14 protein-coding genes are annotated in these 22,329 nt (G+C 40.9%); 11 read left to right on the top strand and 3 right to left on the bottom strand.

Annotated elements, in window-relative coordinates:
• The first annotated feature begins 62 nt into the window (after nucleotides 1–62).
• The 4 genes from nt5e (at nucleotide 63) to RFK25_RS07405 (ending at nucleotide 4,913) form a co-directional block, all read left to right on the top strand.
• Entirely contained in the window at nucleotides 63–2,201 is a 2,139-nt protein-coding gene (nt5e, locus tag RFK25_RS07420; protein WP_332412688.1) for a cell surface ecto-5'-nucleotidase Nt5e, read from the top strand.
• 50 nt (nucleotides 2,202–2,251) lie between these two features.
• Nucleotides 2,252–2,884, top strand: coding sequence for a Maf family protein (locus RFK25_RS07415; protein WP_332412687.1), 633 nt, complete (start codon nucleotides 2,252–2,254; stop codon nucleotides 2,882–2,884).
• A 67-nt stretch (nucleotides 2,885–2,951) separates the two neighbouring features.
• Nucleotides 2,952–3,440 (top strand): YkgJ family cysteine cluster protein, encoded by a 489-nt coding sequence (locus tag RFK25_RS07410; protein WP_105124893.1) that lies wholly within the window; start codon nucleotides 2,952–2,954, stop codon nucleotides 3,438–3,440.
• 192 nt (nucleotides 3,441–3,632) lie between these two features.
• Nucleotides 3,633–4,913 carry an O-acetylhomoserine aminocarboxypropyltransferase/cysteine synthase family protein gene (locus RFK25_RS07405; protein WP_332412686.1) on the top strand — a complete coding sequence of 427 codons (1,281 nt, stop codon included), beginning with the start codon at nucleotides 3,633–3,635 and terminating at the stop codon, nucleotides 4,911–4,913.
• Nucleotides 4,914–5,142: 229 nt separating this feature from the next.
• Here RFK25_RS07405 and RFK25_RS07400 read toward each other — a convergent pair whose 3' ends face one another.
• A complete protein-coding gene (locus RFK25_RS07400; RefSeq protein ID WP_332412684.1) occupies nucleotides 5,143–6,678 on the bottom strand; it encodes an ATP-binding cassette domain-containing protein in 1,536 nt (511 codons plus the stop codon).
• Between the two features lie 377 nt (nucleotides 6,679–7,055).
• Between RFK25_RS07400 and RFK25_RS07395 the strand changes: the two genes are divergently transcribed.
• Entirely contained in the window at nucleotides 7,056–8,639 is a 1,584-nt protein-coding gene (locus tag RFK25_RS07395; RefSeq protein ID WP_332412682.1) for an L-lactate permease, read from the top strand.
• A 127-nt stretch (nucleotides 8,640–8,766) separates the two neighbouring features.
• Entirely contained in the window at nucleotides 8,767–9,258 is a 492-nt protein-coding gene (locus tag RFK25_RS07390) for a GNAT family N-acetyltransferase (RefSeq protein WP_332412681.1), read from the top strand.
• Between the two features lie 51 nt (nucleotides 9,259–9,309).
• Here RFK25_RS07390 and RFK25_RS07385 read toward each other — a convergent pair whose 3' ends face one another.
• A complete protein-coding gene (locus RFK25_RS07385) occupies nucleotides 9,310–10,050 on the bottom strand; it encodes an amino acid ABC transporter ATP-binding protein (protein WP_105113790.1) in 741 nt (246 codons plus the stop codon).
• Nucleotides 10,050–12,248 carry an ABC transporter substrate-binding protein/permease gene (locus RFK25_RS07380; RefSeq protein WP_332412679.1) on the bottom strand — a complete coding sequence of 733 codons (2,199 nt, stop codon included), beginning with the start codon at nucleotides 12,246–12,248 and terminating at the stop codon, nucleotides 10,050–10,052. Before RFK25_RS07380 ends, RFK25_RS07385 begins: the two co-directional genes overlap by 1 nt.
• Nucleotides 12,249–12,432: 184 nt before the next feature.
• Here RFK25_RS07380 and uvrC point away from each other — a divergent pair, with 184 nt between their 5' ends.
• The 5 genes from uvrC to RFK25_RS07355 form a co-directional block, all read left to right on the top strand.
• On the top strand, nucleotides 12,433–14,217 hold the full coding sequence (gene uvrC / locus RFK25_RS07375; RefSeq protein ID WP_332412678.1) for an excinuclease ABC subunit UvrC: 1,785 nt from the start codon (nucleotides 12,433–12,435) through the stop codon (nucleotides 14,215–14,217).
• 57 nt (nucleotides 14,218–14,274) lie between these two features.
• Nucleotides 14,275–14,403: a DUF4044 domain-containing protein gene (locus RFK25_RS07370; RefSeq protein WP_172052924.1), complete on the top strand. Its 129-nt coding sequence runs from the start codon at nucleotides 14,275–14,277 to the stop codon at nucleotides 14,401–14,403.
• Between the two features lie 41 nt (nucleotides 14,404–14,444).
• Nucleotides 14,445–15,758 carry a GTPase ObgE gene (gene obgE / locus RFK25_RS07365; RefSeq protein WP_332412676.1) on the top strand — a complete coding sequence of 438 codons (1,314 nt, stop codon included), beginning with the start codon at nucleotides 14,445–14,447 and terminating at the stop codon, nucleotides 15,756–15,758.
• Between the two features lie 195 nt (nucleotides 15,759–15,953).
• The gene (locus tag RFK25_RS07360) at nucleotides 15,954–16,118 is read left to right on the top strand and encodes a hypothetical protein (RefSeq protein ID WP_172012220.1); all 165 of its coding nucleotides are present in this window, start codon (nucleotides 15,954–15,956) and stop codon (nucleotides 16,116–16,118) included.
• A 933-nt stretch (nucleotides 16,119–17,051) separates the two neighbouring features.
• Nucleotides 17,052–22,329 (top strand): MucBP domain-containing protein (locus RFK25_RS07355; RefSeq protein ID WP_332412669.1); only part of this gene is annotated, 5,278 nt, incomplete at its 3' end.

Below are 22,329 nucleotides of genomic sequence, written 5' to 3'. Positions count from 1 at the left end.
TTCTATTTTTATTAAATAAGTGTATAATAGACTTGTAAATTTAGTACAAGAAAGGTCAATTTATGAAAAAGAAAGATTTCTTATTGCCAGTTATGTCTACGCTCTTGTTAGCACCATTCGTCTTGGCTCAACAGGTTCAAGCTGCTGAAACGACTCCAACAACAGAGACAACAACTTCAACAGTACAAGATGCGACTGTAGCAGAAACTACTGCTTCTGAAACAACATCAGCTCCAACTGCTTTAGAAGAAACTGTAGAAGCAGTCATTATTCATACTAATGATGTACACGGTCGCATTCTTGAAGAAAAGAATGTCATCGGTGACGCTAAGGCTGCGGCAGTCATTGAAGAAGAACGTTCAAAAGTTGAAAATACCATCGTTGTAGACGCTGGCGATGCCTTCCAAGGTTTGCCAATTTCTAACTCGACCAAGGGTGAAGATCGTGCCAATATCATGAATGAGGTTGGATACGATGCTATGGCTGTTGGTAACCATGAATTTGACTTTGGTATGGAACAGGCTATCAAGTACAAAGAAACCTTGAATTTCCCACTTTTAAGTGCCAATACTTATGTTGATGGAGTTCGTGTTTTTGAAGCTTCAACCATTGTTGATAAAACTCCAACTGTAGTTGGTGATGAGTTTGTCGTGATCGGAGTGACAACACCTGAAACAGCTACGAAGACACACCCTAAAAACGTTGAAGGCGTTACTTTTGCGGATCCAATCACTGAGGTAAACAAGGTCATTGACGAAGTAGAAGCACGTGCCTTAGCTGATAACCGAGTTTATAACAACTATATCATCCTTGCTCACTTGGGTGTCGATACAACAACTCCTGTTGAATGGAGAGGTTCAACACTGGCTCAAGCCCTTTCTGAAAATAGCAAGTTGGCTGGTAAACGTGTTATTGTTATCGACGGACATTCTCATACAGTTGAGTCAACAACCTATGGAAATAATGTTACCTACAACCAAACAGGTTCATACTTGAACAACATTGGTAAGGTAACCTTGAAATCAAATCAGTTGCTAGCTGAAGCAGGTCTGATTTCTGCTGCCGATGCTAAGAATGTGACACCAAATGCAAAAATTGAGGCGCTTGTGGCTGAAATCAAAGCCAAGTACGAAGCTGAAAATGCACAAGTTGTTATTGCCAACAATCCAGTTGAATTGAACGGTGAACGTTCAAACGTCCGTGTCCGTGAAACAAACTTGGGGAATGCGGTGACAGATGCCATTTACGCTTATGGTCAAACAGGTTTCTCTAATAAAACTAGCCTTGCTGTGACAAACGGCGGTGGTATTCGTGCAACCATTGCTAAAGACCAGCCTGTCACAAAAGGTGATATTATTGCTGTCTTGCCATTCGGTAACATCATTTCTCAAATTACTGTAACTGGTCAACAGATTGCAGATATGTTTGCCAAGTCCTTATCTGCAACCTTGCAGGCTGATAAGGAAACAGGCGCTCCTGTATTGGATGAAAATGGACTTCCACTCTTGGAAGCAAGTGGTGGTTTCTTGCACATCTCAGGTGCCCAAGTATTCTATGATACAACCCTACCAGCCGATCAACGTGTTCTCTTGATTGGTATTCTCAATCCAGAAACAGGCCTCTACGAAGAGTTGGATCCTGCTAAAACCTATTACCTAGCAACCAATGATTTCTTAGCAGCTGGTGGTGATGGCTACACTATGCTTGGTGGAGCCCGTGAAGAAGGTCCTTCAATGGATAGTGTATTCGCAGACTACCTAAAAACAGCTGATTTGTCAGTATATGAGGAAGTGAATCCAAACTCTCGTTTAGTTTCTGTGAACTCAACTTTAGATACAGATGGTGATAACTACCCAGACTATATTGAAGTATTGGCAGAAACTGACCCAACCGATGCTAAGTCAAATCCAGAAACACTTGTTAAACCAGTGGATAACCCAACGGCTCCATCTACACAAAAAGATGCACAAACTGGTGGTCAAACACAGACACCTGTGACAGAAGGACATCAAGCACCTGTTGCTAAACCAGCTGTTAAACCAGCCTTGTCTAGCAGTACTCCAGTTGCTACTTCTAAAACAGCTACTCGCTCAGCAGTTAGCCTGCCAAATACCGGTGACCAATCAAGCCTAGCACTTAGTCTATTTGGCCTTGGTCTTGCTGGACTTGCAGTGTCTGTTCGACGTCGTAAAGTAAACTAATATGATTTCTTTAACAGAGTCTTAGGACTCTGTTTTTGACTGGAGGAAATATGCAAACTGTATTTAACTATCAAAAAGAAGGGAGTCGTGAGCAGATTAGTTCTTACATTCTACTTAGCAACTCCCCACGTCGTAAACAATTATTAGGATTTTTACAACCACAAATCGCATCAGTCGAAGTGGATGAGCGTGCCATAGAAGAACACTTTATGAAAGAATTTTCTACTGATGATTTTCTTACCCGAGCAGCAAAAACATGCTGTGAAATTTCCAAGGCTAAGTCGGATATGGAACTAGAACCAGGACATTTATACATATCGGCTGATACGATTGTGGTGGCAGACGGACAGATTTTCAACAAACCTCGGGATTTGGATGAGGCGGAATCCATGCTTCATTCCTATTTTGGCAAGAGCCATTATGTAGTGACCTCTGTTTGTCTTCGAAGTTCTCAGTCGTTAGATGTTTTTTATACGGTTGCACAGATTGATTTTGTTGACTATTATCCAGCCCTTGAGGAAGACATCCAAGCTTATATTCATGAAAAACAGCCACTCGATAAGGCAGGGGCCTACGGTATTCAAGAGCTGGATCCACGCTTTGTGGCGAGCATTTCTGGGGATATTCATACCATCATCGGTCTGCCCGTGGCTGAAGTTTCCCGCAGGATTTTCGCCCCATAAGCCTTTTGAAAAATAGCAGAGCTGAAAAGTTTGTTTGTGGTATAATAGAGGTCGAAAAGGAGAGTTTATGACTGTAGATATCGAAAAATACAAGCAACTAGCCCAGCAGAAACAGGGAGAACATCGAAAATTTCTAGCCAACCTCAAGAAGAAAGCACCAAAAAATCTGGACAGAATTGTTCAAGATATCCATGCGGAAGTTTTTTCGGAAATTGACTGCACAGAGTGTGCCAATTGCTGCAAGACCTTGGGACCGCTTTTTACAGAAGCTGACATTACTCGAATTGCTAAACATTTGCGCATGAAATTACCTGTTTTTGAGGATATGTATTTGCGCGTGGATGAGGATGGCGATAAGGTTTTTCAATCCATGCCCTGTCCCTTCCTTGGAGGTGATAATCTCTGTAGCATCTATGATGCTCGTCCTAAGGCCTGCCGAGAATTTCCACATACTGATCGGAAGAAGATATACCAAATCAACAATCTAACAATAAAAAATACTCTTATCTGCCCAGCAGCCTATCTCTTCGTTGAAAAGTTGCGCGAACGAATGTAAGTTTTATAGCGGTTGGTATCATCTTAAAGCAGTTGGTGGTAATATAGAGTGTTATTTCTATTTATCAGACAAAAGTTATTCTTAAGTGGTAACAGATATAGCTAATAACTATACCTTTTTGCATAGAAAAAGTATTAGTCAAGATGGAAAAAATAAGGTAGAATACAGAAAAAGCCTAAAGGAGCTATCACTATGACTAGAGAATTTTTGTTTGAAACCCTTCAATTGCATGCAGGACAAGAGGTTGATCCTGCTTCAAAATCACGTGCTGTACCAATTTACCAAACTACTTCTTATGTTTTTGATGATGCACAAGAAGCAGAGGACTTATTTGCTTTACGTAAACTAGGCAATATCTATACTCGTATCACCAACCCTACAGTTGCTACTTTTGAGAATCGTGTAGCAGCTTTAGAAGGAGGAATCGGTGCTTTAGCGACTTCTTCAGGGATGGCAGCTATCACCTACACTATTCTAGCGCTAGCACATGCTGGTGATCACATTGTGGCGGCAACGACACTCTATGGTGGGACTTTTAACCTATTCAAAGAAACCCTTCCTCGCTATGGTATTACAACAAGCTTTGTAGATATTGATGACTTTGAAGCAGTAGAAGCTACCATTAAAGATAATACAAAACTGATATTTATTGAAACCTTGGGAAATCCTGTTATCAATATTCCTGATCTTGAAAAGTTGGCAGAAATTGCACACAACCACCACATTCCGCTAGTATCTGATAATACCTTCGCAACTCCATATTTGATTAATGTATTTTCTCATGGTGTTGATATCGCAGTTCATTCTGCAACCAAGTTTATCGGTGGCCATGGGACGACCATTGGTGGTGTGATTGTCGATAGCGGCCAATTTGACTGGGCGTCATCTGGTAAGTTTCCGCAATTTGTTGAAGAAGATCCAAGCTATCATAACATTAGTTATACTCGTGATATTGGTGCAGCTGCATTTATTGTAGCAGTTCGTGTACAATTACTTCGTGATACAGGTGCTGCCCTTTCTCCATTCAACGCCTTCTTGCTTTTGCAAGGGTTAGAAACCTTGTCTCTCCGAGTAGAGCGTCATGTATCTAATGCTGAAAAAATTGTAGATTTCTTACTCAATCACCCTAATGTTGAGTCGGTCAATTATCCATCACTTCCAGATAGTCCTTATAAGGCTTTGGCGGATAAATACCTGCCTAAAGGTGTTGGATCTATTTTCTCTTTCCAAGTAAAAGGCGGAGCGGAAGAGGCGCGTAAGGTTATTGATAGTTTAGAAATCTTTTCTAATCTAGCAAACGTTGCAGATGCTAAATCATTGGTAGTTCATCCAGCTACAACCACCCACGCTCAATTAGCACCAGCAGACCAAATTGCAGCAGGTGTGACACCAAATCAAATCCGTCTTTCTATCGGACTAGAAAATGTCAATGATTTAATTGAGGATTTGCAACTTGCTCTCGATAAACTATAAGCTGTAAGGCGAATACATCTGAAATATCATTAGAAAAGGAAATTGGATAGCCCAATTTCCTTTTTTCATAGTCGAATGAAGAGCTTTCAGAAAAGGAACTGAGGTGCAGGTAGTTAGAACAGCCTAGAGGCTGTTCGAGGTTTGAAATAAGACATGCGAAGCAAGTCACTTCCGTAGAGTACTGCAAGCCGAAAGTGGCGATGTATCAAAGCTAATTCAAATGACTATTTTATACTAGATGCTCTAATTCTTCCAGTCCATTCTCAGTTAGTCGATAGATTCTTTGACAAACTTCTTTCAAAAAGCGTCTGTCGTGTGATACGCATACTAAGCCACCTGGATAATCGGCAAATAGTTGACGAATATATGGCTGAGAAGTCGGAGAGAAGTTTCGACTGGGTTCATCTAATAAGAGAAAATTGGCTTGTTCAAGAACCATTTTTAACAAGAGTAACTTGGCTTTTTGTCCCCCTGAAAGTTCACAGATCCTGTGATGAACTTCTTGGCGTGTAAACTGAAGACTGGCTAGATGTGTCAAGATTAGTTGTTCCTGCTCACGATTGCCGTTTTCTAATAAAAAATTAAGTGGAGTTTTAGACTCATCAAGGACTTCTGAATAGCGCTGGGGCATGTATCCCAAGTTTATATCTGCTCGTTGCCTGAGTTCTTGATAGATTAGCTTTAGAAAACTGGATTTACCAACTCCATTTTGTCCTATGATGCCAATTTTCTCTTGTCCATTTATGTTGAAATGGATATTGCTAACTAATTGTCGTTCGTCAACCTTTAATTGAAAGTTTTCTAAGTGGAGTACTTGCTTTCTAGCTGCTAGTGGTGAAATGTCTGAGAAGAAGAGGGAAATGGCATCTTCATGAAAAGGAACTTGTGTGAGGTTTTCCCTCATTTTTTCATAGCGTTTTTCACGTGAGAGAACATTTTTCATTTTCTTGGCTATGAGCCGTCCTAGTGTGGCATCATGGGTGTTGAGCAAGGTATGACGAACCTGTGATTTTTGACGTAGGTGCTTGTTCATAGCCTTGTCAAATTCTTTTTTATCATTCCGAGCTTGCTGGACCTGCTTCTGATAAGCTTGATGGCGCTTCAATGCGTAATCCTGGTAGTCCAGTTCTTCAACCTTGGTTTGAGCAAGTGTTTTCTTCTTAACAGATTCTAGGTGAATGATTTTTGTAGCTGTTCTGCTAAGAAAGTCTTCATCGTGGGAAACAAATAGGATGGTCTTTGGGCTCGTGATGATATAGTTTTCAAGCCAAAGTAAGGTATCTAAATCCAAGTCATTGGACGGCTCATCCAGAAAAATAATATCAGATGGAGTTGCTAGAGATTTGATTAACTGAATTTTTAGCTTTTCTCCACCTGACAGGCTTCCAATCAATTGTTGACTGGCGAATCGCTCGCTGTCAAACTGGAGCTGGTCAGCATAGAGGTAGAGTAGACCGTAATCAATATCACTGTCCATATCTCCAAAGAAGTAGTCGTTCAAGGTTAGCTCTGCTATTTCCAGTGGAAGACTTTGGGGAATATAGACTGGTGAGCAAAAATTTCGTTGAATATTGCCTGATAGAAGTAGGTAGTCTGTGACAAGAGCTGCATCCATCAAGGTGAGTAGTAGACTGGATTTGCCATTTCCTTCTTCCCCGATGATGGCTATTTTATCGCCAGGGTTGACAATGAGGTTTAGGTCCTGAACCAAGGTCCTTAAATCTTTTTGATGGTCGAGAGATAAATGTTGAGTGCTTAGTAGCATAAGGCCTCCTTTACAATAAAAAACACACTACCTATTTAGTAGTGTGTCGAAATCTGCTCAAAAAGACCCTATTCATGGAACAGAGAAACAGAAAAATGGACGCAAGAAAACTACTAAATAAGCATAGAACTTAGTTTGAGTTTACTTCTTATTGTCCATTTCTCCTTACCTCGCTTGCTACATTTGTTTTAGTATAGCATATCGATAAAAACTTGTCAATATACTGTTTTTGTACGGAAAACTTATCGAAGAATGAAGAAAAAATGAATTTTCTTTCATCAGGAGAGCAAACGATCGTATTTTTGGCTAGGCTTAGGTTATAATAAGAGAAGCTGTGTTTAGACAGAACTCTAAAGCAATAGCTAAAAAATAAGGAAATGAAAAATGTTATGGATATTTTATTGAGTGTTTTTCCAATTGTTCTCTTGATATTTTTGATGATCAAGATGCGTTTGGCAGCCAGTTATGCCTTGCCAGCGATTGCAGGCTTGGTTTATTTGATTTTGTTGGTGTATTTTAAGACGGATTTTGCCTTGTTAAATTCAGGCTTGGTCACAGGTTTTTGGGCTACCCTAACGCCGATAACAGTGATTATGGGAGCAGTGCTATTTAATAACTTTCAACGAAAAACAGGAAACCAAGCTATCATCAACAGATGGATGTCTAGTTTGACGCCCAATCCTGTTGCTCAGATGATGATTATCGGTTATGCATTCGCCTTCATGATTGAAGGGGCATCTGGTTTTGGAACTCCCGCAGCAATTGCAGCCCCCATCTTGATTGCTTTGGGATTTGAACCCATCAAGGTTGTGCTAGCAGTATTGATTTTTAATTCGATTCCTGTATCTTTTGGTGCTGTCGGTACGCCGACTTGGTTTGGATTTGGTTCTTTAGGTTTGACCGGTCAGCAGATTGGAGAGCTAGGCTTAAAGGCAGCTCTAATTCATTTAACCGCAGGCTTGCTCATTCCCTTGATTGCCCTTCGTTATGTCTTTTCTTGGTCACAAATCAAGGCCAATCTCCTCTATATTTATTTGACAGTCTTTGCTTGCGCCCTGCCCATGACCCTTTTGGCCACTATCAACTATGAATTCCCATCTCTTTTGGGAGGAGCAATCGGTTTTCTTATTTCAATCTGGTTAGCCAAAAAACAGATTGGCTTAAATTCGGTCGAAAACAAGAAAAATTTTGTGGAACAAGTAACAGCTAAAGAACTCTTTATGGCTACTCTTCCCTTGATTTGCTTGGTTTTGATACTGGTGATAACCCGTGTTCCTCAGCTAGGGATTAAAGGCCTGATGAGAACGGATGCCCTGCTTTTAAGTACAGATATTGGCTTTGCTAAGCTAGAAATTACAAAGGCTTTGAAATTCACATTAGCCAATGTATTTGGTACTAGCTCGACAGAATCTTATGAATTGCTTTACGCGCCAGCATTCATTCCTTTCTTCCTCATTGTGTTGACCCTATCCAGCCTCTATCCGAGTATGAAAGGTCAAGTATGGAAGATGATTGGGCAAACCGCCAAACAAGTGTCGGAACCCTTCATTGCCCTTCTAGGTGGTGTGACCATGGTAAAATTCATGCTACTTAATGGTGAACAGTCTATGGTATCCATTATCGGCATGTCCTTGGCAGCAGCAACTGGTCCATATTGGGGTCTCTTCGCTTCCTATCTAGGTGCCATTGGTGCCTTCTTCTCGGGTTCTGCGACAATTTCCAATCTCATTTTTGGAGGCGTTCAACAATCCATCGCCACGCAAACGGGTCTGAATATGACTAGCATTTTGGCCATGCAGTCAGTTGGTGGAGCCATGGGGAATATGACCTGTGTCAACAATATCATTGCGGCCTCATCCGTTTCCGGAGTGCGTCGTCAAGAAGGATTTATCATGCAGAAAACTGCCGTACCTATGTTTATCTACGGAATCATTACGGCTTTAGTTGGATTGTTTTTATAAAACAAGAAGCCTCGAAATGAGGCTTCTTTTGATGTTTGCATTACTAGATGAATAGGAATGGCTATTCTCATCTATTCAGATTTGTGATAAAATTGACCTACCGAGATGAACTAGTAAGGAGATATTCATGGCAATCGAAGGAGTAGAGCAGGCGGCAGTATTAGAAATTGACAATCAGATTCGGCTTCGTAGATATGATGGGGTTCATGATTTTGCTTTGATATGGCATCAAGATTTGGAATTGGTCTGGCTCATTGACGGGGATGAGGAAGTTTATAGTGCAGACTTGCTCAATCGTATGTATGAGTACTTGTCAACGAATGGCGAATGTTACTTTATTGAAATTTTTGAAGACAATCAGTTTATCCCAATTGGTGATGTGACGCTGTTTACAGATGATTTTGCCATTGCCATTGGAGATAAGCGGTATTGGAAAAAGGGAATAGGAACCAAGGTATTGCAACGAATGATCGAGCGTGCAAGGGAAGTGGGGCTTGAGGAAATACTTGTCGAAGAAATATATGACTGGAATACGGGCTCCCGTAAACTATTTGAGAAATGTGGCTTTGAAGCTGTTGAAAAGAAAAAGAAAGGTTGGTCCTATAAAAAGAATTTATAAATCATTGTGAGATGCAAAAAAAACCTTGACTTGTGTCAAGGCTTTTCAATTTTACACATTCAAGACTTTATCTAGGAAGTCTTTCAAACGTGGGTGTTGTGGGTTATCAAAGATTTGCTCTGGAGTACCATCTTCAAGGAATTCACCGCCATCAGTAAAGATAACGCGGTTAGCAACCTTGCGGGCGAAGCCCATCTCGTGGGTTACAATCAACATGGTCATACCTTGTTCTGCCAAGTCTTTCATAACGTTGAGAACATCGCCAACCATTTCAGGGTCAAGGGCAGAAGTTGGTTCGTCAAAGAGCATGATGTCTGGGTTCATAGCCAAGGCACGAGCGATAGCAACACGTTGTTTTTGACCACCAGATAGGCTATCAGGCATGGCGTCACGCTTGTCTGCCAAACCAACTTTTTCCAACAATTCCATGCCAACTTTTTCAGCTTCTGCCTTATCCATCAACTTGTGTTCGATAGGAGCAAAAGTAATATTATCAAGGACAGTCATGTGTGGGAAGAGGTTGAAGTGCTGGAATACCATGCCGACATTGGCACGGAAAGCATCAACATCTGTCTTAGGATCTGTCAAATCGTAGCCATCCACTGTCACTTGACCACTTGTGATGGTTTCAAGCAAGTTCATGGTACGAAGGAAGGTTGATTTACCTGAACCAGAAGGACCGATGATACAAACAACATCGCCTTCATAGAACTTAGCAGTAATACCTTTCAATACTTCGTTTTTTCCATAATACTTGTGCAAGTCATGGACGTTAATTTTCAATTGAGCCATTATTTGCCTCCTTTTTCAAGATTACGAGCCAAGCGCGTCAAGAGAGTGATAACTACCAAGTAGATAATGGCAAGGATTGCATACATACGGAAGGACTGATAGTTACGAGCAATAATGATTTTACCTGCTTGGAAGAGCTCCACCAAACCAATCGCAGAGATGATAGTTGTATCTTTCAAAGTGATAACGAATTGGTTAATGAAGTTTGGCAACATGATTTTACCAGCCTGTGGCAAGATAATCTTGCGCATGGTTGTTCCGTAGGAAATACCCAAACTGCGTGAGGCTTCCATTTGACCAGCAGGAACGGCTTGAATACCACCGCGAACAATCTCAGCGATATAAGCACCAGAGTTAAGGGACAGGGCAATGGTACCAGCAACGAAGTCGTTGATTGGAGATTGCTGACCTGTGATAGATTCGATTAAGTTAGGAATACCCCAGAAGATGAAGGCAGCTACAATCATCAAAGGAATACCACGAACCACATCAACGAACACAGATGCAGTAACACGGAGGGCTTTGATTGGACTAACCGCGAACATACCGAAGATAATACCAATAACAATAGCGATTGCAAATGAAAGAAGTGCAAGACCGATTGTGATACCAAGACCAGAGAGTAACTGACCGTAGTTGTTTTTCAAAAGACCAGCAATGGTTGTTTCATCAACAGTAGATGTAGTAGAGCTTGTTTCCTCAGTAGAATTGAAGTACTTGTTAAGAATTTCATCGTACTTACCAGATTGGACAAGAGCAGCCATACCGTTGTTGAACATTTCAATCAACTCTGGGTTTGTACCTTTTTTAACAGCGAAACCATACTCGCCAGATTTTTCACCAGGGATTGGAGTTGCAAAGTCGCGACCTTGTTGGATAGCGTAAAGAAGCACAGCTTCGTCATCCATTAGGGCATCAATAGAACCTGAATTCAAGCTGTCATACATACCAGAAGCTTCATCAAAGGCTTTGAGAGTATAACCGTACTTATCTTTGTTGCTCTCTAAGAATGTGTATGAAGCAGTACCATTTTTAGCACCGACAGTTTTGCCTTTCAAGCCTTCGTAGGAAGTAATATCGCTACCATTTTTAACGGCAAGAAGAATATTTGATGAATAATAGGCATCTGAGAAATCAAAAATCTCTTTACGAGCGTCTGTGATAGACATACCAGCGATAACCGCATCAGCTTGTCCAGCTTGTACAGCGTTCAAGGCTGCATCAAAGCCAGGGTTTTGGATGGTAATAGTAAAGCCTTGGTTTTCTGCAATTGCCTTAATCAATTCCATGTCGATGCCGACATATTTACCAGTTTCGTCTTGGTATTCAAATGGGGCAAATGAGGAATCCGCTACAATGGTGTAGCTTGCTTTTACAGGCGTTGCTTTTGCAGTAGCACTACCAGTCAAGCTAAGGCGTGAAGAGTAGTCAGTTGTTTCAGCAGAAGCAGTTGTTGTTCCCAACCACTTGTTCATGATTGTTTCATATGTACCATCTTCTTTCATGGCTGCAAGTGCCTTGTTAAAATCTTCTACAAGGTACTCATATTGGCTGCCTTTTTTAACAGAGAAACCAAAGGAACCGATAGCTTCACCAGCGATGTCGATGCTAAGGTCTTGACCTTGTTGGATGGCATATTGGATAACTGCTTCATCGTCCATAACTGCATCAACAGCACCAGCTGAAAGGCTGTTGTACATCAAATCGCCTGTATCAAAGGTTTTAAGAGTATAGCCGTACTTTTCTTTGTTTTCTTCAAGAAAGGCTTGGGCAGCAGTACCATTTTTTACACCAACTGTTTTGCCGTTTAGGTCTTCGTATTTAGAAATCGTGTTTGACTTGGTTGTAGCAATAACGATTTTTGTATCGAAGTAAGGATCAGAGAAAGTAAAGACTTTCTTGCGAGCCTCTGTAATGGTTGTACCTGCCATAAGGGCATCGGCAGAACCGGCTTGAACAGCGTTAACGGCAGCATCGAAGCCTGGGAAAGACTGATTCATAGTCCAACCAGAGCGTTGAGCTACTTCGTTGATGATATCAACATCTAATCCTTTGTAAACTTGGTCTGAGTCTTTAAACTCAAATGGTGCGTAGGCATTATCGAAAACAATATCAATAGTATCGTCAGCCTTTACGCCTGTAAAAATAAAGAATATCGGCAGTATGCTTGCCAATAACAAAAATAGTCTTTTCTTCATTTTCATACTCCTTCTATATAAAATAACTTTGCTAGTATACCATATTCTGAAAATTTTTGCAAAATCTATCAATTCTTTATGTTAGAAAATATAACATTGCAAGTCATTGAATTGTGAGAAAATTTAATGTTTTTTGAGAAGATGTCTAGTGTTCCATTGAATAAACTTGTGTTACAATAGTTTTATGAACGATTTAATCAAGCACAAGTTGGAGTTGCTGCCGGACAGTCCGGGTTGTTACCTCCATAAAAACAAGTACGGAAAGATCATCTATGTGGGCAAGGCCAAAAACCTGCGCAATCGGGTTCGGTCTTATTTTCGTGGTGCCCATGATACCAAGACAGAGGCTCTAGTAGCTGAAATTGCCGATTTTGAATTCATCGTGACGGATTCTAATATCGAGGCCCTCTTGTTGGAAATCAACCTGATTCAGGAAAACAAGCCTCGCTATAATATCATGCTCAAGGACGACAAGTCCTATCCCTTCATCAAGATTACCAAGGAACGCCACCCACGGCTAATTATTACACGGCAGATTAAGAAGGATGGCGGTCAGTATTTTGGTCCCTATCCCGATGTGGGTGCGGCCAACCAGACCCTCAAACTATTGGAGCGCCTCTATCCTTTCCGCAAGTGTAAATTGCCTGAGAACAAGTATTGTCTTTATTATCATTTGGGGCAATGTCTGGCTCACGGGGAAGACCTGCCCAGCCTGTCTGACTATGACAAGATGGCCAAGGAAGTGGCCCAGTTCTTGACAGGTCATGATGATAAGATTGTCAAGGAAGTGCAGGACAAGATGAAGGCGGCTGCTGGCAATTTGGAATTTGAAAAGGCTGCGGAATACCGCGATGTCCTGCAATCTATTTCCACCCTGCGGACCAAGCAACGTGTGATGGCTCATGACTTGCAAAACCGCGATGTCTTTGGCTACTATGTAGATAAGGGCTGGATGTGTGTGCAGGTTTTCTTTGTTCGGCAGGGAAAACTGATTGAGCGGAATGTCAATCTTTTTCCATACTATAATGATGCGGACGAAGATTTTTTGACCTATATCGGTCAGTTTTACAGGGACCAGCAACATTTGATTCCGTCGGAGGTCTTGATACCGCAGGATATTGACCAAGAAGCCGTAGAAGCTTTGGTGGATACTAAGGTGCTTAAGCCTCAGCGTGGCGAGAAGAAGCAACTTATCAATCTAGCGACCAAGAATGCCCGTGTTAGTCTGGAGCAGAAGTTTAATCTTTTGGAGAAAAATCTGGAAAAGACCTACGGTGCGGTGGAGAATATCGGTCAGCTTTTGGGGATTCCGACGCCTGTGCGGATTGAGGCTTTCGATAACTCCAACATTATGGGGACCAGCCCTGTGTCGGCCATGGTGGTCTTTGAAAATGGGGTGCCTAATAAAAAGGAATACCGTAAGTACAAGATAAAGACGGTGGAAGGGCCAGATGATTATGCGTCTATGAGGGAAGTCTTACAACGCCGTTATAGTCGGGTCTTGAGGGACGATTTGACACCGCCTGACTTGATTATTATTGACGGTGGTCAGGGACAGGTCAATGTCGCCAAACAGGTCATTGAACAGGAGTTGGGCATGTCCATTCCCATTGCAGGTTTGCAGAAGAATGACAAGCACCAGACTCACGAGTTGCTCTTTGGAAATCCGCTGGAAGTGGTGGAGTTGCCCCGTAATTCTCAGGAATTTTTCCTCCTGCATCGGATTCAAGATGAGGTTCACCGCTTTGCTATTGAGTTTCACCGTCAGGTTCGGTCAAAAAATTCCTTCTCATCTAAATTGGACGGCATAGAAGGTTTGGGACCAAAACGCAAACAGGCTTTGATGAAGCATTTTAAATCCATTGGCAATATCCAGTCAGCCAGTCTGCAAGAAATCGCAGAAGCAGGTGTGCCGTATAAGGTGGCGGAGAAGGTTAAGGAATGTTTGGCTCCAAAAGGTGACAATTGAAAAAGGGGCAAAATTGTGGTAAAATGAACTGATTTATACTGAAATAAGGAGAAAGCCATGGCTTTTGGAGAAGTAAAACATAAAAAAACACTTTTTGAGAAAGTGACAATTATTATCGTTATTGTAATGGTTCTAGTAACCTTGGCTGGTCTGATTTTGCCAGCAATCAATGCATTGATGAATTAAGCGCTTCTAAGCGTTTTTTTCTAGGAAAGAATAGGTAAATTATGAGTATGTTTTTAGATACAGCCAAGATTACGGTCAAGGCTGGTAAGGGTGGCGATGGTATGGTAGCTTTTCGCCGCGAAAAATATGTCCCAAACGGCGGTCCGTGGGGCGGTGACGGTGGAAGAGGCGGTAATGTGGTCTTTGTCGTGGATGAAGGCTTGCGCACCCTCATGGACTTCCGTTACAATCGTCGTTTTAAGGCTGACGATGGCGAAAAAGGCATGACCAAGGGCATGCATGGGCGTGGCGCCGAGGATATGCTGGTTCGTGTTCCTCAGGGAACTACTGTGCGCGATGCGGAAACTGGCAAGGTTATTACTGACTTGGTCGAGCATGGTCAAGAATTTATCATTGCCCATGGAGGCCGCGGTGGTCGTGGAAATATTCGTTTTGCGACACCAAAAAATCCTGCACCAGAAATTTCTGAAAATGGGGAACCAGGTGAAGAACGCCAATTGGAATTAGAATTGAAAGTTCTTGCTGATGTAGGTCTTGTTGGTTTCCCGTCGGTTGGTAAATCAACCCTGCTCAGCGTGATTACGGCTGCCAAGCCAAAAATCGGTGCCTATCACTTTACAACTATTGTTCCAAACTTGGGAATGGTTCGGACTAAATCTGGAGAATCTTTTGCAGTTGCAGACTTGCCAGGTTTGATTGAAGGAGCTAGCCAAGGTGTTGGTCTTGGAACTCAATTCCTTCGTCACATCGAGCGGACACGAGTTATCTTGCATGTCTTAGATATGTCAGCGAGTGAGGGGCGTGATCCTTATGAAGATTATGTGGCCATCAACAACGAATTGGAAACCTATAATCTTCGACTAATGGAACGTCCGCAGATTATCGTTGCTAATAAGATGGATATGCCAGAAGCAGCTGAAAATCTGAAGGAATTCAAGAAAAAATTAGCAGCTAACTATGATGAATTTGATGAACTGCCACAGATTTTCCCAATTTCAGGGATAGCCCACCAAGGTTTGGAAAATCTGTTGGAAGCGACAGCAGATTTGCTAGAGAAAACGCCAGAATTCTTGCTCTATGATGAATCTGACTTCCAAGAAGAAGAGGCTTACTATGGCTTTAACCCAGATGAACCAGAATTTGATATCAGCCGTTCAGATGATGCCAGCTGGATTCTATCTGGTGATAAGCTAGAAAAACTCTTTACCATGACCAACTTTGACCGTGACGAATCAGTTATGAAATTCGCCCGCCAGTTGCGAGGAATGGGTGTCGATGAAGCTCTTCGTGCACGTGGAGCCAAAGACGGCGATACCGTCCGCATCGGCAAGTTTGAATTCGAGTTCGTGGATTAACGTTGGAACTACCTCTAAGTCCCAAAGGACTTGATGTAGTACGGTAGCCGCTATGGCGGACTACCTACCAACCTTACTAATTCCGTTAAGGAAGTAGTATCGTCTACATGAATGAAGTGAAGTAGTTTGTGTACAGACTAGAACGGCAGCCCTTTTATAACTAGGATTAGTAATTCATATAATTTGGAGGTTTGTATGGGCGATAAACCGATATCCTTCAAGGATAAGGATGGAAATTTCGTTTCTGCAGCAGATGTTTGGAATGCTGAGAAATTGGAAGAACTTTTTAACACGCTCAATCCCAATCGTAAATTGCGCTTGGAAAGAGAGCGTCTGGCAAGAGAAGCCGAAAATCAATAATCATAGACCTGTTAGTTTTAATTGACTAGCAGGTTTTTGATTAAATACTTCAAAAAAATGAATGCTTGTGCCATAATAAACTTAGGAGAAATTTCTCTGTTTTTTAAATAAATGATGTGAGGTTATGCATTTCAAAATAATGGCATTCAGAGAACAATATTAGAAAAAAGTTATTCTATCATTCTAATGATGGACAATGAAGCTAAAAAAAGTTTTTAGCGATCCAAAGGTGACCTCTGATTTATTGAAAACTTTCTCGGTTTCAGTCCCACGAAGGTTAAAATTATGAATAGATGTCGAGAAACTGAATACAATGAAACGGACGTTTTGACTGATCTGTCTGATGACCTGGTTGTAATTACAATAATATATTTATGTTAATGTCGACAGGTACAGTAATTAATTGACTTTAAAAGTGTTTTTACTATACTTAAACCTTACATTATAGAAAGGGAGAACCAATGGCAAATATGACACTTGATGCGAATCGTAAAGAGTTTATCCAACGATTGTTCGCGACAAATATGACCAATGAAGAAGTGCACCCTACCTCTCATTGAGCTCAGAAAAGGTAGCAATTTTGCGAGAGCAGTTGGCTTAATACTTCGCTTTCATTGTTTAGTACTAAGGAGATATTTCTCCTTTTTTAATTCCATCGAAAACAAATATACTACATAAACAGCCTTTGTGATTTTAGACATAAAAATAAGGGTGTATAAAATCTCGATTATTTAGCAATGCAAACGATATAATATTTAATATTTATTTAAAAGAAATTATAAATAAACTTTTTTCACAAATTAAATCAAGATATTTGTTTGTTATTTAAAGATATTGTATAATTACTGAGATAATTACTGTAGTTTTTCTATATCTAGTATAGGGAAAGTTACTTATAGTAAGTATAAATAAATTTTGGGGAGGATTTTTTACATGCGTAAAGCAAATAAAAAATCATTTGATTGGTACGGAATGAGACAACATTTCTCAATTCGTAAATATCATTTTGGTGCAGCCAGTGTCTTGCTCGGTATGTCACTTGCTCTAGGTGCAGGAGCACAAGTAGCACAAGCCGAAGAGACAGTTGCTTCATCAGAAGCGACAACAGCGACAGTCGCTTCATCTACGGATTCGTCCGCAAGTTCGGAAGTAGTTGTTACCGAAGCAACAGTAGCATCAACGACTGAAACTTCAGTTTCAGCTACTGAGACTGCAACAAGCACATCTACAGAAACTGTAGCTTCAACTACAGAAACAGTTGCAAGCACAGAACGCCCTGCTACCATCAACTACATCGTTCAGTATGTATTGGAAGATGGTACTCTAGTAAAAGCAGATGTGAAGACAACATCTGTAACTACAACTGAAGCAACAGCTACTACAACTGAAGAAGTAGCTACAGAATTGCCATTAGGTTACGAATTGGCTACTGGTCAAGCAACGACAGTTTCTCAAGAAGTAACTGAAAATGGTGAAAATATTGTAACAGTTAAAGTTGTTAAGAAAGCTGAAGAAAAAGCAGTAACAACATTTGAGACAACTTCAAGCACAACTACAACAGCGACAGAAGAAGCAACTACACCTGCAACTGCAACAGTTACTGAAACAGTAAAAACACCTGCAACTGTAGAAGAAGTAAAAGTAGTGCTTGAGCAAGTAACTTCAGAAGCTGAAGTATTGGCTAACGAAGCGGAACGTCTTGTGGCTGCATCCGATAGGGACAACACTGCATTGAAAGCTTCTGCTGCAGCGACTAAATTAACTGCAACAGAAGCGACTGCAGTCTTGAACGATTCAGCAGCAACACTTGAAGAGGTTAACGCTCAAATCGACGCTGTTCGTACAAACGTTGAAGCATTCGTAGTGGAATTACGGAAGTACTTAGGAACTGATGCTATCGAGATTGTATTGAACAATACTTTTTCTGACTTGCAAGTGGGTGAAGGTTTGGGTGTCTTAGTTGAGGCGTCAACAACTGCGACTCCTACAATGGATGATCCACATGGCGCTGGTATCAAACCACATACACTTCGAACTGGCATCACTGCTACAACTGAAGCAGGTTGGTATACTTTCGATTCATATGATTTAATGTCATATAACGTGAATATGAATAGTTCCACTTTCAACGGAACTGTAGTTGACGCTTATATGCGATTCTCATTGGACTCAGATCCTACTAAAAACACCATCTTGGCTGAATTGGTTAGTAAGGCAGATGGACAAGTAATAGAGAAACATACAGTCGAACCAGGTTCTAGTGTATTATTTACTTATCCGAAAACAATCGATACGGATAATGAAAATATCAAAATGCTATATGAAACTCAAACTGCTGTCAACGGTAGTACCTATGGAAACTTGAGATTCATAGGTGACGGAACTGGATCAAATTATAACAATACAATTATTCCAGTTTATCAAATTAACACAACCACTTATAAAGTTGAAGATGGCCGGATTTTAGCGACCTATAACCTTCAAACAATCGGTGGTCAAACTGTTACATCTTCTGGTCAACGTGAATTTGAAGGTTATGAGTTTGTAGAAAAGCAAGTAGAACCTGCCCAAGGTGGTTATCCAGTAGGTACGGTTTATGTGGCTGGTGTAGTTAATTCTACAACGGATCCAACAAATACTATTCAGTATAAGGTAATTCGAACAATTGTCTCGAATACTGAGTACGTACACGAGATTTTTGTATTGGATCCAACCTACACTGGAACTGTAGATTGGGAGGGTCTTGATACTAGTGGATTCTTCAAGTTGCTTGAGACTTCTCATTTGAGTTATACTCCGGATAGAGTATCGTATGATTATAATACTGAGGCAAGAATTTGGGCAGACCATACTATTGATAAAGAAAAAGGATATATGGTATTTGCAGAATCACCAGCTAATGCTGATGGTTCTAAATATCGCGTAGTTGCTAACTGGTCGGGCACATCAACTACCGGTCCTTACGGAAGAATTTTCATCGGCTCACAAGTATGGACTAAAGCGAATACGGGCGCTGATACTCCATTTGCATGGCAGTCTGTAGATGGCACATATGTTGACTTGGGTTATAAACCTTATGGTATCCAACAAACTTTGCGTGGTGCCTCTACTCCGGCCGCGTTAACAACTACATATGTTTATAAACCTTTAGAGCAACAAGCGATCATCCGCTACCAAATTGAAGGAGCGACAGATTACTTGGAAGATTCAGGTACATTGACTGGTGGTTCAGGTACTGATATCAACTACTCAACTGAAGATACAATCAACAAGTATAAGCAATTGGGTTATGAGCTTGTTTCAGATAACTTTACGACTACTGACGGTCAAGACTATGATACTGACACAGCAGTTTTACAAGAGTTTTTAGTTGTTATTAAGCCACGTGTCGAAGAAGTTCCAAATACAGCGGTTCCAGGTCAGCCAGTAGATCCAAGCGATCCAAACTCACCTGTTTGGCCAGACACTATTAATAACCTTGAAACAACACAAGAAGTTACTCGTACAGTTGAGTACAAGTATGAAGATGGAACTCCAGTTCGTGTAGATGCTGCAGGCAACATCTTGCCTAAAGACTCTACAGAAGGTACGCCACTTGTTAAGACTGAAACAGTATCCTTTACTCGCCCAGCTCAAGTGAACCTTGTAACAGGTGAAGTGACTTATGGTGAATGGACAGCTGACTCGACAGATGTTCTTAATGGTAACCTCATTCCAGAAATCACAGACTACACAGCAACTCGTACAACTCTCGAAGGTGCTGATGCTCCAATGACTGAATCTGTTACAGATAAGACAGTTGTTGCAACAGATGAGGACATCAATGAAGTTGTATACTACACTCCAAATCCTAAATATGGAGATGTTGTAGTTAACTATGTAAATACAGACGGAAAAGTTATCGCTACTCCAGTAGTTGATACAAATGATGCTCTTGTAGGTACAGACTACTCAACAGCTGACCAAGTTCCAGCAAAGATTGTTGAAGATGCTACTGGCGATGTTTACTACTATAAAGAAATCAAAGCTGAAGATGCAACTAAAGAAACTGGCAAAGTCGTAGAAGATACTACAGAAGTAACCTACGTTTACGAAAAAGCTGGTTCAGTCAACGTTAACTATGTTGATACAGATGGTAAACCACTTCAAGCACCAGTAGCTGACGTAACAAACGAGAAAGCTGGTACAGAGTACGATACAGCGGACAACAAACCAGAATCTATCACAACAGTTGATGGAAAAGTCTACAAACTTGCTCCAGCAGCTACTTATAACGTTGGTACAGTTTCAGATGATAACAACTTGACAGCAGCTGGTAACGGTACTGCAACAGGTGTTGATTCAGTTACAGGTACAGTTGAAACAGGCACAACTAAGGAAATCACTTACGTTTACCAAGAAGTGAAAGGTAACGTTGTCGTTAACTACATCACTGAGGACGGCACAGTGATTAAGACTCAAGTTGATGATACAAAAGAATCATCAGCAGGAACTCCATACGACACAACAGATAACAAGCCAACAACTATCACAACTGAAGATGGTAAGACTTACGAGTTGATCCCAGCAGCAACAATCGGTACTGAAGAAGGTACAGTTGAAGCAGGTAAGACAACAGAAGTTACTTATGTCTACAAAGAAGTGAAAGGTTCAGTAGTTGTTAACTATGTAACAACTGATGGCAAAGTCATTGCTTCACAAGTAGTGGATACGAAGACAACTTCAACAGGTACTCCATATGATACAACTGATGTTAAGCCAGGAACTATCACAACTGCTGATGGTAAGACATACAAACTTGTTCCAACCCTTACTAAAGGTTCTGAAACAGGTGATGTTGTTCCAGGTGTAACTCAAGTAACTTATGTATACGAAGAAGTTAAGGGTGACGTTGTTGTTAACTATGTAAACACTGATGGCAAAGTCATTGCTTCACAAGTAGTGGATACGAAGACAACTTCAACAGGTACAGCCTACGACACAACTGATAACAAACCAGCTAAGATCACAACTGAAGATGGTACAGTTTACTACTACAAAGAAGTAGATGCAACTTCAGCCACTGAAACTGGTAAGGTTGTAGAAGGTACGACTGAAATCACTTACGTTTACGAGCAAGCTGGTTCTGTAACAGTTAACTATGTAACAACTGACGGTAAAGTTATCAAATCTCCAGTTAAGGATGAAGAGAATGCTGAACCAGGTAAGACATACACAACTGAAGACAACAAGCCAACTACAATCACTACTGAAGATGGTAAGACTTATAAACTTGTTCCAAGCTTGACTACTGGTGAAGAAAATGGATCAGTAACTCCAGGCGAAGACAAGCAAGTAACTTACGTATATGAAGAAGTGAAAGGTAACGTAGTTGTTAACTACATCGATACTGAAGGCAATGTCATCAAAGCACCTGTAACAGATACACCATCTACATCAACAGGTACATCTTACGATACAACAGATAACAAACCAACTACTATCACAACTGAAGATGGTACTGAGTACAAACTTGTTCCAGTATTGACTAAGGGTGAAGAAAATGGTTCTGTTGTTGAAGGTACAACTCAAGTAACTTATGTTTACCAAAAAGTAACAACTCCAGCTCCAAAACCAAACGGTAGCGTTGTCGTCAACTATGTGAACACTAATGGTGAAACAATTGCAACTTCAGTAAACGATACTACTGATGCGGCTCTTGATACAACTTACGATACAACAGATTTCAAACCAGCAGTTATCAAACACAATGGTGTGACATACTTCTACAAAGAAGTGAAAGACACATCAGCTGCGGAGAAAGGTACTGTTGTAGAAGGCACTACGACTGTTCAATACGTCTACGAGCCAGCAGGTTCAGTAACAGTTAACTATGTAACAACTGACGGTACAGTAATCAAATCTCCAGTTAAGGACGAAGAGAATGCTGAACCAGGTAAGACATACACAACTGAAGACAACAAGCCAACTACAATCACTACTGAAGATGGTAAGACTTATAAACTTGTTCCAAGCTTGACTACTGGTGAAGAAAATGGATCAGTAACTCCAGGCGAAGACAAGCAAGTAACTTACGTATATGAAGAAGTGAAAGGTAACGTAGTTGTTAACTACATCGACACTGAAGGCAATGTCATCAAAGCACCTGTAACAGATACACCATCTACATCAACAGGTACATCTTACGATACAACAGATAACAAACCAACTA

The organism is Streptococcus sp. SS-4456 (genome assembly GCF_036680365.1).
In the GTDB taxonomy this organism is placed as follows: Bacteria; Bacillota; Bacilli; order Lactobacillales; family Streptococcaceae; genus Streptococcus.
Note: the sequence above shows the minus strand (reverse complement) of the source record. Positions and strands in the feature narration are given on the sequence as shown.